Annotated in this window: 12 protein-coding genes; 4 read left to right on the top strand and 8 right to left on the bottom strand. The window is 68.6% G+C overall.

The window, feature by feature from the left end; genetic code table 11:
* The 3 genes from VGC13_RS14810 to VGC13_RS14800 all read right to left on the bottom strand — a co-directional run.
* Positions 1–1065 (bottom strand): hypothetical protein (locus VGC13_RS14810; protein ID WP_349264216.1); only part of this gene is annotated, 1065 nt, incomplete at its 3' end.
* Positions 1062–1640, bottom strand: a complete 579-nt coding sequence (locus tag VGC13_RS14805; RefSeq protein WP_331126037.1) for a DUF4255 domain-containing protein — start codon at positions 1638–1640, stop codon at positions 1062–1064. The genes VGC13_RS14805 and VGC13_RS14810, both read right to left, overlap by 4 nt.
* Position 1641: 1 nt before the next feature.
* Positions 1642–1866, bottom strand: coding sequence for a hypothetical protein (locus VGC13_RS14800; RefSeq protein ID WP_331126036.1), 225 nt, complete (start codon positions 1864–1866; stop codon positions 1642–1644).
* A gap of 582 nt (positions 1867–2448) precedes the next feature.
* Here VGC13_RS14800 and VGC13_RS14795 point away from each other — a divergent pair.
* Complete coding sequence (locus tag VGC13_RS14795; protein ID WP_331126035.1) at positions 2449–3399, top strand: AfsR/SARP family transcriptional regulator; 951 nt, start codon at positions 2449–2451, stop codon at positions 3397–3399.
* 75 nt (positions 3400–3474) lie between these two features.
* On the opposite strand, the gene VGC13_RS14790 is transcribed toward VGC13_RS14795, so the two are convergent.
* A complete protein-coding gene (locus VGC13_RS14790) occupies positions 3475–3630 on the bottom strand; it encodes a hypothetical protein (RefSeq protein ID WP_331126034.1) in 156 nt (51 codons plus the stop codon).
* Between the two features lie 351 nt (positions 3631–3981).
* On the opposite strand from VGC13_RS14790, the gene VGC13_RS14785 reads away from it, so the two are divergent.
* Positions 3982–4830, top strand: a complete 849-nt coding sequence (locus VGC13_RS14785) for a hypothetical protein (RefSeq protein WP_331126033.1) — start codon at positions 3982–3984, stop codon at positions 4828–4830.
* A gap of 194 nt (positions 4831–5024) precedes the next feature.
* Here VGC13_RS14785 and VGC13_RS14780 read toward each other — a convergent pair whose 3' ends face one another.
* The 3 genes from VGC13_RS14780 to VGC13_RS14770 form a co-directional block, all read right to left on the bottom strand.
* The gene (locus VGC13_RS14780) at positions 5025–5384 is read right to left on the bottom strand and encodes an arsenate reductase family protein (RefSeq protein ID WP_331126032.1); all 360 of its coding nucleotides are present in this window, start codon (positions 5382–5384) and stop codon (positions 5025–5027) included.
* 80 nt (positions 5385–5464) lie between these two features.
* Positions 5465–7624 carry a CHAT domain-containing protein gene (locus VGC13_RS14775; RefSeq protein ID WP_331126031.1) on the bottom strand — a complete coding sequence of 720 codons (2160 nt, stop codon included), beginning with the start codon at positions 7622–7624 and terminating at the stop codon, positions 5465–5467.
* Positions 7625–7793: 169 nt separating this feature from the next.
* Positions 7794–9071 carry a LeuA family protein gene (locus VGC13_RS14770; protein ID WP_331126030.1) on the bottom strand — a complete coding sequence of 426 codons (1278 nt, stop codon included), beginning with the start codon at positions 9069–9071 and terminating at the stop codon, positions 7794–7796.
* Between the two features lie 146 nt (positions 9072–9217).
* On the opposite strand from VGC13_RS14770, the gene VGC13_RS14765 reads away from it, so the two are divergent.
* Positions 9218–10477, top strand: coding sequence for a M20/M25/M40 family metallo-hydrolase (locus tag VGC13_RS14765; protein ID WP_331126029.1), 1260 nt, complete (start codon positions 9218–9220; stop codon positions 10475–10477).
* A gap of 366 nt (positions 10478–10843) precedes the next feature.
* Positions 10844–11110 (top strand): hypothetical protein, encoded by a 267-nt coding sequence (locus VGC13_RS14760; RefSeq protein ID WP_331126028.1) that lies wholly within the window; start codon positions 10844–10846, stop codon positions 11108–11110.
* Positions 11111–11231: 121 nt separating this feature from the next.
* Here VGC13_RS14760 and VGC13_RS14755 read toward each other — a convergent pair whose 3' ends face one another.
* On the bottom strand, positions 11232–12239 hold the full coding sequence (locus tag VGC13_RS14755) for a sugar phosphate nucleotidyltransferase (protein ID WP_331126027.1): 1008 nt from the start codon (positions 12237–12239) through the stop codon (positions 11232–11234).
* Positions 12240–12596 lie beyond the last annotated feature (357 nt).

The raw sequence follows: 12596 nt of genomic DNA, 5'->3' as shown, positions 1-12596 counted from the left end.
GCCGCCGGTTCCTCCTCCGGTCCCACCGCCCGTCCCGCCGCCGGTTCCTCCTCCTGTCCCACCGCCGGTCCCGCCGCCGGTTCCTCCTCCTGTCCCACCGCCGGTTCCTCCTCCCGTCCCACCCCCGGTGTCACCACCGGTCCCGCCTCCAGTTCCCCCGCCGGTGCCACCGCCAGTCCCACCTCCCGTTCCGCCTCCCGCCCCACCCCCGCCGGTGCCGCCTCCCCCGGATCCACCCCCACCGCCGCCATTGCCGGGAGGCGTGGGACCCGGCGAGTTGCCGGGCGGGTTGGGCGGGGGGACGGGAGACACCGCCCACTCGGCGTCGCGCATCACCACCTGCTGCCCGGAGCCCAGGGTGATTCCCGCCTCGCGCAGCTTGAGGGCGGGCTCCGCGCTGCGGCGGTCCAGCTCGTCGGGGTCGGGGAGGAGGCCGGCGGCGGCCGCGGCCTGGTCCCATATCACCTGCACCACAAGGAAGACCGTGGTGGTGATGACCTTGGTCGAAGGCGCCACCGACCACATGGTGATGGGGATGCCCGTGATGGCCACCAGCGCCTCGCCGCGGTCGTCCGCCACCCCGCGCGCGATGACGACGTTGTTGTGCAGCACGCGGATGAGCGCGCCCGGCGCCACCGATCCCGGCTGCCTTCCCCGCACCGTGGTGCGAATGACGGCCCAGCGCGGCGAGACGGGCGCCGTGGGGCCGGGGTACATGGCCCCGTCCACCGCGCGAAAGAGCGAGTCGGCGCCCGCCTGGTTGGCCGGGTTGGGGTCACGCGGCAGGCGCACCACCAGCCGCCGGGGAAGGTAGACCCCCTGCGGATCGCGCAGGGTGAACACCACCGGCTGCGGCGCGGGGGGGTTGAAGGGCGGCGGGTCCATGCTGTGGACCACGGCCTCCATTCCCGGCGCGCCGGTGATCACCCACAGCCCCGATCCGTTGCGCACCCCCGTGACCCCTGCCGGCGGGGTAAGGGCCAGCGGGCGCAGCAGCCGCACGCCGGTCACCGCGTCGGTCAGGCGCACCGCTCCCAGCACCCGCCAGGCGACCGCCTCGCTCACGGCCGGATCTCCTCGTACGTGGTGCGCGCCGTGGCCACGGGCCGGTCGGTGGCCGCGCGCCCGCCCACCCGCACCACCCGGGCGATGTACGACGCGCTCAGCCGGTACGCCGGCTCCAGCGCGTCCCACACGCGCATCAGGTCCTCGGTGGGGAGCTCGGCGGGGATCAGCTGGATCACGTCGCCGGGGTCCCACAGCGCGTCGGGGGTGAGCGCCGAGATGTCGAGCACCGGGTTGTTGTAGATCTGCTCCATGGCCCACCCCATCACCACGTGCTCGATCTCGGCGGTGTCGGCCCACGAGATCAGCAGGTAGTGCAGGTCCAGCGACATGGGCGGGCGGCTGCCGATGGGGTGCCCGGGAAGCTTGGCGTTGCGCAGGTGCTCGTTGACGGTGACCCGGTACAGGTACAGGTACAGCCCGTCGTTGCTGTCGTCCGTCCCCGCCAGCTCGCCGCTGGACACCAGCTTGAACTCGAACGGCCCGTTGCCGCTGATCTGCTGGGCCGGGTAGCTGTTCTTGAGCCAGGTGATGAGCGAGTTGCCCACCGAGTAGATGGCGCGGTAGTTCGCCACGTCAGACCTCGTCCTCGCGCATCGCGTTCATCCCTTCGTCCAGTCGCTCCAGCACCCGCCGCAGCGCCCCCGGCACCGCCTCGAGCCCCTGGAAGTACGCCACCGCGCCCGACGGCACGTGCTTCACCTCGCCCCTGAGCTCCGCCACGGCGCCCGCGATCTCCCGCGCCTCGTTCCAGAGCCGGAGGATGAAGGTCTGCGTGTGCGCCGGGAGGGAACCGTCCACGTCGGCACCACCGGAAAAGGGGATGGGAGGGTGGATGCGCCCGGCCCGCGCGCCTCCTCTCCCGGTTGCGCGCCAACGATAATCCGTCCCCGCCTCGCCGCCGTCCCACGAGCGTCTCCGCGGCGTCTCATGCCCGGAGCGAACACCCCGAAACGCCCAGTTCTGCCTGAGAAAAGATTTGTCTCAGGCAGAGGCCGCAGAGGCCGCAGAGGGAAGCTCCCCTCTGCGGCCTCTGCGTGAGACATTTTCTTTTACAGGAGCCGGCTTCAAGTGCTACGAATGCGGGGAGCAGGCACTCTGTGAACTTTTGGCGGATTGCGGGAGGTGGGGCACGACGATGGGGAGGCGGCGGCACAGTGGGGCAGGCGCGCCGCAGAAGAAAGATGTCAAGGAAAAACGCCGTTTCCCGGCGCATCTCACGGCGCCGCCAGCGGTTGGGTGACGACGCTTTATCATGGCCCCAAAGGAACACCACGAGGCATCCGGCTTGCAGCGCCGGACGCTCCCGCCCGCGGGTGCCGCGAAGGCGTGCGCCCCGCGGCGGGAGAATTCCACCGCCGGTTTCGTCCAATGGTTCGGTCGATGCTCCCCCTTCGCATTCAGCTGCTCGGCGGGCTGCGCCTGTATCGCGGCCCAGACCCGCTGCCCGCGTTTCCCACGCAGAGATCCAAGGGTCTCTTTGCGTTCCTGGTGCTGAACCGCGCCCGCCGCCACCCGCGCGACGTGCTGCTGGGGCGCTTCTGGGGCGAGACACCGCAGGAGGTGGCGCGCAAGAACCTGCGCACCGACCTGTGGCGCATTCGCTCGGTGGTGGAGCCCCACGGGGTACAGCGCGGCTCGTGCCTCTCCATGGGCGGCGACGAGGTGGCGTTCAACGCCCAGGAGCACTGGCTCGACGTGCACGAGTTCGAGGCCGCGCTGGACCTGGCCGGCCCCGACCGCGGCGCCCCCCTTACCGACGGCCAGGCCGCGCACATCCGTGCCGCGGTTGACCTGTACGGCGGCGACCTGCTGGAAGGGGTGTACGACGACTGGTGCCTGTTCGAGCGCGAGCGGCTGCGGCTGCGCTACCTGACCGCCCTGGAGCGGCTGATGCGCCACCACCAGGCGCGCGGCCAGTGGGTGGACGCGGCGTTCTGCGGGCAGTGCCTGCTGGGGCACGATCCCCTGCGCGAGCACGTGCACCGCGAGCTCATGCGCAGCTACGCGCAGATGGGCGATCCCGCCGCCGCGCTGCGCCAGTTCGACCACTGCGCCGCGCTGCTGCTGCGCGAGCTGGAGGTGCAGCCGGTGGAGGAGACGGTGGCCCTGCGCGACGGCATCCGCGCCGGCCGGCACCGCGGCCCCCCGTCCTCCTCCCCGCCGCCCCTCCCCTTCCCCCTCCCGGAGCCCTCCGGCGAGGGCACCGGCCCGGTGCTGGAGCAGCTGCACTTGGCCGTACGCTGGCTGGAGGACGCCGGCGAGCAGCTTCGCCGGGTGATCCGCGACGTCGAGACCGCGTCCTCCGCCCCCACGCGCCGGTCTCCAGCCTAGCGGCCTCTGGCGTGTGCGCGCAAAAAGGGCCCGGCGGGGAGTGGCTCCCCGCCGGGCCCTTTCCGTTTCTTCAGGTCACGCCATCGCGGTACACGAGGTGGTGCACTGCTCGATGCAGGTCTTTCTCGAGATCTGCTCCAGCATGAACCCGGCTTCCAGGTGCCGCAGCTCCGGCCCCGTCTCGAACGTCTCCACGCCCAGCGAGTCGAGGTCCAGCGTCAGCTTCCTCATCGAGCGCCTCCCGGTGAAATGGATCGGAGAGCCCCTGCGCTCCCCATGCCCGCGCCGGCAGTCCGCCGAACGCGCGTAGCCTTCCGGAGACGCACGGATGATGCGCGGACGATTCACTCGCCGCCAGCTTTGGGAAAAACCGCCTATCCCACCAGCTCGTCCACCCGCTTTCCCAAACCGTGATCGGCAGGCCCTCGTCCCACCGCTGGAAAGCTCACTCGAATCTCCATCTGCGGACGTTGATACTTTTTCGAATGCGAAAACCCGTTGTTGCAGGCTCCTCATTGACATTGATAAAATCGGCACTTAACGTGCCTGCGAGGTGGTTGAATACTGCTTCCAGGAGTCAAAATGAACGCAGATAATGAGACACAGACCAACGATCTTGCACCGCCGGTGGACCATGAGTCTTCTCCTGAACCGGCCACGGTCCCTCTCCCTCGCTGGTTGCGCTTCTGGAGTGGGTGGAATGGCGAGGTGGAGCGCCGTAGCGGTCGTGATCGGCGGCTCACCGCGTCGGAGCGCTTCAGACAACGTTCATACGGATATTTTTTCGGGATTGAGCCCCACTTCGCAGACGTTGATCTTCATGCGGATCCTCCAGTCCCCGTTGTTCAGTTCAACGATGATCACCGCCTTGAGGTACTTCTCTCGCTACACAACTGTATTCGCGAGTGCATCCACCAGTGGGAGAACCGGACTTTTCAAGCGTTTCTGCTGTCCGAAGGTGCCCTTCTGTCCGCTGTAGCATTCTTTCTTCAGAACCCAATTCTGCAAAAACCACTGATTGCCGCATCAGCCGCTATATTCGGCGGCGTAGCTTGGACGTACATCTTTCTAGCAGCAAAGGCTCATGCCAACAATGGCATCCTGCTGGTGAAGATCGAGGCCGCGCTAGGACTTTGCCAGAAGGGAACGTACATCCAGGACGCACCATTCTTTGGCTACACCGGAATCTGGGTACCCGACTGGCGAACCCCTATTCTCCTGCTGATGCACTTCGCCACGACCGTATTCGCCGTGTGCGTTCTCGCGTTCGCCAATGCTCCGTCGAAAAATATCGCACCTTCATCCCGGTTGGATACGGCTCCGAGCGCCGCTGCCGAAAACAAGGCAAAGTCACCCGGTTCAGCGCCGCGTGTTACTAATGCCAAAGCGAGAACGCCTCGACCGCAGAGCACATCGGGGGCGGCGAAGTAAAGTCGAGACTGGCGACGTAAACGGGGAAAACAGGAAGCACTCCTGGTTCCTGTGAATGATGGGGTGGGGAACGAACTTGTACTCCTCTCGACATCAGTCGGAGGAGGTCGCCTGCGTCTTGACCAAAGGTCAGTGGTAATGGCGAGTCTCGTCAGCCTCGACCCGTACGTCGCTCACGTCAATTCCAGTCATCTTCACCCCACCAGCTCGTCCACCCGCTTCGCGCTGAACCCCGCCGTCGCGCGGTCGCCGCGGACGATGACGGGGCGGGTGACGAAGGTGTACTCCTCCGCCATCAGCTTCACCATCTCGTCCTCCGGCACATCGCGCTCGTGCAGGCCCATGGCGCGGTACTTCATCGCGCGCTTCGAGAACAGCTTCTCCACGCCACCCACCTTGGCGGCGAGATCGCACACCTCATCCACCGAGAGCGGCGCTTCCTTGAGGTTGCGGAAGGAGCGGATGGGCACGCCCTTCTCCTCCAGGTGCTTCACCGCCTTCTGGCAGGTGGTGCAGTAGGGCAGCCAATACACGTCGACGTTTATGTCACTCATCTCGTCTCAGGGTGATGCGTGGGCGCCAGGTACAGCGGCGCTGGAACTTCCGGGCGTTTTCCGGGCCTCCCGCGGCGCCTTCAGAGCAGCGTCAGGAGAGCCACGCTCTCCGGGTCGTCGATCCCCACGCGCGCCCGGGCGACCTCGAACGCCGTCGGCACGTCCCGCCCGGCGCCGATGGCTGCGTAGAAGCCCGTGGAGAACGCGACCGCCGCGGTGTCCTGGATCTGCTCGCTCATCCCGATCACGTGCGGGATGTAGCGGCGGATCACACGTCCCTGCGCCACGGAGAAGCACGAGTTCAGCACCACGCACCGCACCGTGTCGCGAAACTGCCCGAACAGCTCCGCCAGCGGCTCGCTCTTCACCAGCCGCGGCGCGCCGCGCTCATCGCGCAGATAGATGCCAGATTCCAGACCGTGACCGGAGAAGTGGACATAGGTAGGAGATTCCTCCAGCATCCCTCTGAACAGCGTGTCCACCGTCGCGGCCGGCACCTGTTTGAACTCCAGCCGAGCACCCTCGACGCTTCCCCGCAGGCTGTCCTGGATGCACCTCACCTCCAGCTCCAAGTCCATGGGTTTGGTCAGGGAGTTGGCCCCTACGAACAGGATCCGCGCCTTGTTTCGCGTGGGCGGCGCGATGGGGACGAGCTGCGCGTTCTGCTGGCGGTTCAGGCCCATCAGCGCGGATTCCGTGTAGCGTGCCACCAGCGTGCGGTGCAAGCCGGCGGCCCGAAGCTCCGCCCCGTCCTCGTTGAAGCGGATGGCGTTCAGCAGCGCCCGGGTATCCGCCTCCTTCCAGCGCCGCATGGCGATGCGGGCTCCCACGCGGAAGAACGTCCCCAGCATGGCGGACAGGCCGTCCACCGCGTTGATCACCGCGCTCTCGTCGCGAGCCGACACCGCGTGGTCCGGCCCGGGGATCGCCGCCAAGTGCCCATGCGCGTCGACGGAGAGCAAGTTCCACAGGCCACGCTCCGTCTGCGCCAGCCGCTCCAGGAACTCGATCTCGGAGATGTCCTCGTCCGTGTAGTAGAAGAAGCTCACACGCGTCCGGTCGCGCGATACGATCTCCACACCCAGGCTCAATCCCTGGCTCGCGGAGAAGTAGTTGGCGAACGTCTGGCACAGCTCCACCACGAGAGGCGCGTTCCCCTCCTCCACCGGCACCGTGCGCAGCGGCGTCTGTACGCGGTACTTGATGCATCCCGTCCCGATCTGCACCCGCCCCTCGCGGGCCAGCTCCAGCAGCCGCTCGCGCGAGCCGTTCACAAAGCTGGTGAGGTTCACGTTCTCGAAGTAGACCGTCCCCGCCAGGTCCTTCTCGATGAACGTCATCTCGACGTCGTGGGCGAACAGCCGTCGCCCGGGGTCGCTGCTGCGGAACGTGACCACGCCCCGCTCCGCCACCGTGATGCCCGTGAACTCCGCCGCCGCCCCCGCGTACCGTGCGGACGAGCCCACCAGCTCGAACGAGGCGTCGATGAAGTCGGTGACGTCGGCGAAGGTCACGTACCGGAACTCCGTATGACAGTTGAAGCGCGTGCCGCGGAAATCCGTGAACTCCTCGAAGCTCGTGCGCTCGAACGCCGCGGTGGAATCGCCGCGCAGGTCGAACATGGCTCCCGCGAAGTTCGTGAGCCCCCGGAACCGCGAGTCGCGAAAATGGACCGCCCGGCCGCCGCCGGGGGACGAACCCGTGAACCGCGCGCCGTCGAAGAGCGCGTAGCTGGCGAACTCCACGCCGATGAACGACGCACGCTCGAACCGCGTTCCGCTCATCCCCGCGCCGTTGATGTACGCGTCCTTCACCGTCAGGTCGCCCGCGAACGTCGCCCCGTCCATCTCCAGCCCGTTGGGGAAGCGCACGCGCTCCATCTTCACGGGGTCGGCGAACCGCGCAGCCGTGAAGTGGGCCTGCTTCTGGAATATGATATCCGCGATGCGCAGTACGACATCCTCCCCGTCCCCGTCACTGCCCCCGTCCGGCGGGGAGCCTACGAGCACGAACTCCGCGAAATCGTAGTGCCGCTCCGTCCCGTGCTTCTCCAGCAGGGTGTTCAACCGCAGAAAGGCGCCTGGAAGATCGTTCGCCCGCTTCCATGCAAGGTCTTCGCTGTGGAACAAGCACACGCCGAGTTCGTCGATCGGCAGCGCGATGTGCCCCCCGCCGTGGTCGCCGGATTCCTCCTCAGCAAAGGCACGATACAGCTGGGGATACGGGCACTGCTTGCCCATTCCCCGGGGACGATTGCTGTAATCGGCCGTGTAGACGTGATTGCACATGGGGCGAGCTATTCAGGGAATGTCGCGTCCGTGCGGAAGCTGTGGAAACGTGGAGGAGCAGGGGAGATCCTCCTGCTCCTCCACGCGGTACGTGGAGCGTTTGGGGCGGAGGGCGAAAGCCTTACACCGTCTCCGCCAGGGGCGCCTGGGCGGCGGCGATCTGCACGCCGTAGGCGCGGCAGAGGGCGTGCACCTCGTCGTCGCTGAAGGTGTGGTCGCCGGTCTTGGCGGCCTCGAACACGTGGCTGCACAGCCCCTCGTCGGCCCCGTCGTAGCCGTGCGAGCGCAGCCAGTGGCGCACGTTGCTGATGCCGCTCATGTGGCCGATCTCGATGCGCTGCGCCAGCCCGAACCACCCCGCCGGCACGCCGGAGTAGATGCGGTCGGCCAGCCACGCGTCGCCCTTCTGCTCCGCCTTGGCGATGGCGGCGGCGTGCACCCCCGTGGCCGTGCGGAAGGCGTCGGGGCCAAAGACGGGCCAGTTGTACGCCAGGTCCACCCTGCACGACTGCGACGCCAGCGCCACGTACTCGTTCAGCCGGCTCAGGTCCCAGTCGTGCAGACCCAGCAGCTTCAGGTTCACCAGCAGCAGGTCCATCTCGGCGTTGCCGCAGCGCTCGCCGATGCCCAGCGCGGTGCCGTGGATGCGGTGCGCGCCCTCCTCGATGGCGGCCAGGCAGTTGGGCACCGCCAGCCCGCGGTCGCGGTGGCCGTGCCAGTCCACCTTCACGTCCTCGCCCGACGGCTTTACGATCTCGTCGATGACGTAGCGGATCAGCTGCCGCACGCCGTGGGGCGTGGCGTGGCCCACCGTGTCGCAGACGCAGATGCGCCGCGCCCCGCACTCGATCGCCGTCGTGTACAGCGCCTTGACCACCTCGGGCGTGGCGCGGGTGGTGTCCTCGGTGACGTACATCACCGGCAGGTCGTGCTGCACCGCGAAGGTGACGGCGTCCTCGGTGGCGCGCAGCATCCGGTCCAGCGTCCAGTCCTCGGCGTACTGGCGGATCGGCGACGAGCCGATGAAGGTGGCGGCCTCGATGGCGATGCCCACCCGCTGCGACACGTCGATGATGGGCTGGACGTCGGCGCGGACGGTGCGGGCGGCGCAGTTGGGCTCGATGGCGAGCTTCGCGTCCACGATCTCGCGCGCCAGCGCCTCCACGTCGCGCACGGCGCGCGGGCCGGCGCCGGGCAGGCCGATGTCGGCGGCGGCGATCCCCAGCTTGGCCATCAGGTGCAGCAGGCGGATCTTTTCGTCGATGGAGGGATCGGTGACGGAGGGGGACTGCAGCCCGTCGCGCAGCGTCTCGTCGTTCAGCTGCACGCCGCGGCGGGTGGAGTAGTCGAACGACCCGTCCAGGGTGTTCCAGTCGTGGATCAGCTCGTTCTCCTGCATGCGCGGGACCTCGTGGCTCGGTCGATGGGCGGACGGTGCGGCGGGGACGAACGGTGCGCCCCGGCGGTTGGATCGGCAGCCCATGAACTTAACTCGGCGCCCCGGCAGACGAAAAGTCCCCGCCGTCACAGACAGGGTTTGACACGGTGCCTGCGCGGCGGCACAATCCGCGCTCTCGCACCCGCGACCCATCATCCCACAGGACGGCGACCCTGCGCGACCCCACGACGCTTTCCCCGCTGCGCCCCCTGCGGCAGCGCGTGCACCAGACGGACGACGCCACGCTGGCCGAGCAGCTGGCGCTCGTCCGCATCCCCGCCCCCTCCTTTGCCGAGGAGGCGCGCGGGGAGCACGTGCTGGCGCGCTTCCGCGAGATGGGGCTGGCCGACGCGCGGCGGGACGAGGTGGGGAACGTGCTGGGCACATGGCGCGGAAAGGATGCGGCCGGGGCGCCCGTGGTGGTCGCGGCGCACCTGGACACGGTGTTCCCGGCGGGGACGGACGTGGAGCCGCGCCGCAGGGGAAAGCGCATCCACGCACCGGGGATCACCGACAACTGCCGCGGGCTGGCGGGGATGCTGGCGGTGGCGCGGGTGCTGGCGGAGTCGGCAATCGAGGCGAAGCATCCCGTGCTCTTCGCCGCGACGGTGGGCGAAGAGGGGATCGGCGACCTGCGCGGGGTGAAGCACCTGTTCCGCGAGGAGGGGGAACTGCGCGACGCGGCGGCGTTCGTGGCGCTGGACGGGTCGGGAATGCGCCGCATCGTCCACCGGGCCATCGGGTCGCGGCGGCTGCGGATCGAGGCGGAGGGGCCCGGCGGCCACTCGTGGTCGGACCGCGGCGCGCCCAACCCGGTGCTGGCGCTCGCCGCCGCCGCGGCGGGGATCGGGGGGATGGCGCTTCCCCACCCCGCGCGGTCGTCGCTGACGGTGGCGCGCATCGGCGGGGGAAGCAGCATCAACTCCATCCCGGCGGAGGCGTGGATGGAGCTGGACATGCGCAGCGAGGCCACCGGCGCGCTGGGCCCCATGGAGGAAGGCGTCCGCGCCCTGCTGGAGCGCGCGGCCGAGGCGGAGAACGGGGCCCGGCGCCAGGGAACGCCGCCGCTGCGCACGCGGGTGCAGGTGATCGGCGACCGCCCGTCCGGCGAGACCCCGGCGGACCACCCGCTGGTGCGCGCGGCGGCGGCCGTCACGGGGTCGCTGGGGTCGCGCGCGGAGCTGGTGGGCTCGTCCACCGACGCCAACGTGCCGATGGCGCTCGGCATTCCCTCCATCGCCATCGGCGTGGGCGGCGACAGCGGCGGCATCCACACGCTGGACGAGTGGTACGCGAACGACGGCGGAGCGCTGGGGGTGGAGCGGGCGCTGCTGGTGGTGCTGGCGGCGGCTGCGGTGGCGGGGTGAGCGGGTGAAGGGGTGAAGGGGTGAACGGGTGAAGGGGTGAAGGGGTGACACGCCGGGCTGCGTGCCACGCCGCCGCCACGGGCTAAAGCCCGCGGCTGGAAATGCCAGAAGCCCCGCCCAAGGCTCGCAAAGCTCGCCAGGCGGGGCTTCAACAACATGAGGGGCCGACATCCGCGCCGGGGCCTGAATCTCACGAGCAGGTGAAGCCCCGCACGGCCGCTTTGCGGCCGAGGCGGGGCTTCTGGCCGTTCCAGCCCCGGGTTTCAACCCGGTATTGTCGCGCGTCCTTTACCGACGTAACATGACGGATTCTCCGCCGGGTGTTCCCGCGCCCGTGGCGATCCCCTCCTCCACACGGAATCAGGCATGAAGAAGCTCAGGCTACAGATCGAGACGCTGGTGGTGGAGTCGTTCCGCACGGCGGACGCGGAGCCGCGGCAGGGCACGGTGCTCGGCCTCAGCGGGTTGATGTGCAACACGTGGGATGATCAGACCTGCCCCTACTTCGTCACGTGCGGCGGCGGAGAATCGTGCGACGGACAGTACACCTGCAACCAGAACTGCTGGCCGCAGGGAACCAAGGACGACAGGGACCCGGCCGACCCGAACGCGTCCTGGCCGGTGGTCTGCTGACCGCGAGGCGGGTCACCATCGCCTGACAGGAGAACGGCCCCTCCCCGAAACTTCGGGGAGGGGCCGCTTCTACTTCCGCACTTCCCCACTCACGCACTCACGCACTCACGCACTCACGCACTCACGCACTTGCACCGCCGATCGTCACCACCGAGTGGTCGCCCAGGTCCACCTGGCCGCGCACGCCGCTGACCCTTACGTCACGCCCGATGAGCGAGTCGTTGAGCTCGGAGTTCTCGATGCTGGACGTTTCGCCCACGATGGTGTGGCGCAGCTTGCTGCCGCGCACCGTCACCCCGGCCGAAAGCGTCACGTTGGGGCCGATCTCACTGTTCTCCAGCGTGACCCCGTCGCCCACGTGCACCGGCTCGTGGATGGTCACGCCGTCGCCCACGGACTCGGGCGAGCGGCCGCGGGTGGTGCTGAGGACGTGCAGGTTGGTTTCGAGCAGCGTGTCGGGCTTGCCTGCGTCGTACCAGCCGTGGACGGGCTCCACCTTCAGTTTGGCGCCGTGGTCCACCATGTACTGGAACGCGTCCGTCAGGTAGTACTCGCCCGCGCCGCCCGGCGGGCTGTTCATCACGTGGCGAATGCCCTCGAACAGCAGCTTCCAGTCGCGGATGTAGTACAGGCCGATGTTGGCCAGCTTGCTCACCGGCTCGCTGGGCTTCTCGATGATCTTCTTCATGAAGCCCTGCTCGTCCGTCACGATCACGCCAAAGCGCTGGTAGTCCTCCACCTCCTTGGCCCAGATCACCCCGGCCACGTCCTCCGGCAGCCGCTTGACCAGCGTGAGGTCCGCGTCGAACAGCGTGTCCACGAAGATGATCAGCATCTCCTCCTGGACGAACGGCTCCGCCAGCGCGATGGCGTCGGCGGTGCCGCGCTGCTCCACCTGCTCGGTGTACACGGCGTTGAAGTCCGGGTACTCCTCGGCCATGAACGCTTCCACCTTTTCCTTCAGGTGGCCGGTGATGAGCACCGCCTCGTTCACGCCCAGCTCGCGCAGGTCGTCCAGAATGTAGCTGAGCACCGGCTTGTCGCCCACCTTGAGCAGGGGCTTGGGAACCAGGTGGGTGTGGGGGCGCAGGCGGGTGCCCTTTCCCGCCACCGGCATGACGACTTTCACTCGGGATTCCTCCGGCTCTGGTAGCTGCAGGTAAATCGCTGATCAATCCGGCCCTTCAATCCCCCACCTTCCCTCCCGGCCCGCCTCCACCCGCCGAAGCGCTCCGCGGAACGTCGCCTCGCCTCTACCCTCTCCCACGTGTGGCAGAGGGTGCGAGCCCGGCCGAGCGGGTGAGGCCCCGCGCCCGCCGCGCCGGGCAGGTTCCATACCGCGCGAGAAAATACCCGCGCGACGAACGCGGTCAAACCCGCCGCCCCCCTCCGCCCCCCTCCGCCCCCCGCTCCCCCGCTCCCCCGCTCCCCCGCTCCCCCGCTCACTCCTTCACTCCTTCACTCCTTCACTCCTTCACTCCTTCAC

The sequence above is a fragment of the Longimicrobium sp. genome, from assembly GCF_036399255.1.
Classification (GTDB): Bacteria; Gemmatimonadota; Gemmatimonadetes; order Longimicrobiales; family Longimicrobiaceae; genus Longimicrobium.
This window is presented reverse-complemented; position numbering and strand designations above follow the sequence as displayed.

What these genes read in the sequence shown, in the direction of transcription:
- VGC13_RS14795 (WP_331126035.1), top strand. Translation starts at nt 2,449, where the DNA reads ATGCTCCCCCTTCGCATTCAGCTGCTCGGCGGGCTGCGCCTGTATCGC.
- VGC13_RS14790 (WP_331126034.1), bottom strand. Translation starts at nt 3,630, where the DNA reads ATGAGGAAGCTGACGCTGGACCTCGACTCGCTGGGCGTGGAGACGTTC.
- VGC13_RS14785 (WP_331126033.1), top strand. Translation starts at nt 3,982, where the DNA reads ATGAACGCAGATAATGAGACACAGACCAACGATCTTGCACCGCCGGTG.
- VGC13_RS14780 (WP_331126032.1), bottom strand. Translation starts at nt 5,384, where the DNA reads ATGAGTGACATAAACGTCGACGTGTATTGGCTGCCCTACTGCACCACC.
- VGC13_RS14775 (WP_331126031.1), bottom strand. Translation starts at nt 7,624, where the DNA reads ATGGGCAAGCAGTGCCCGTATCCCCAGCTGTATCGTGCCTTTGCTGAG.
- VGC13_RS14770 (WP_331126030.1), bottom strand. Translation starts at nt 9,071, where the DNA reads ATGCAGGAGAACGAGCTGATCCACGACTGGAACACCCTGGACGGGTCG.
- VGC13_RS14760 (WP_331126028.1), top strand. Translation starts at nt 10,844, where the DNA reads ATGAAGAAGCTCAGGCTACAGATCGAGACGCTGGTGGTGGAGTCGTTC.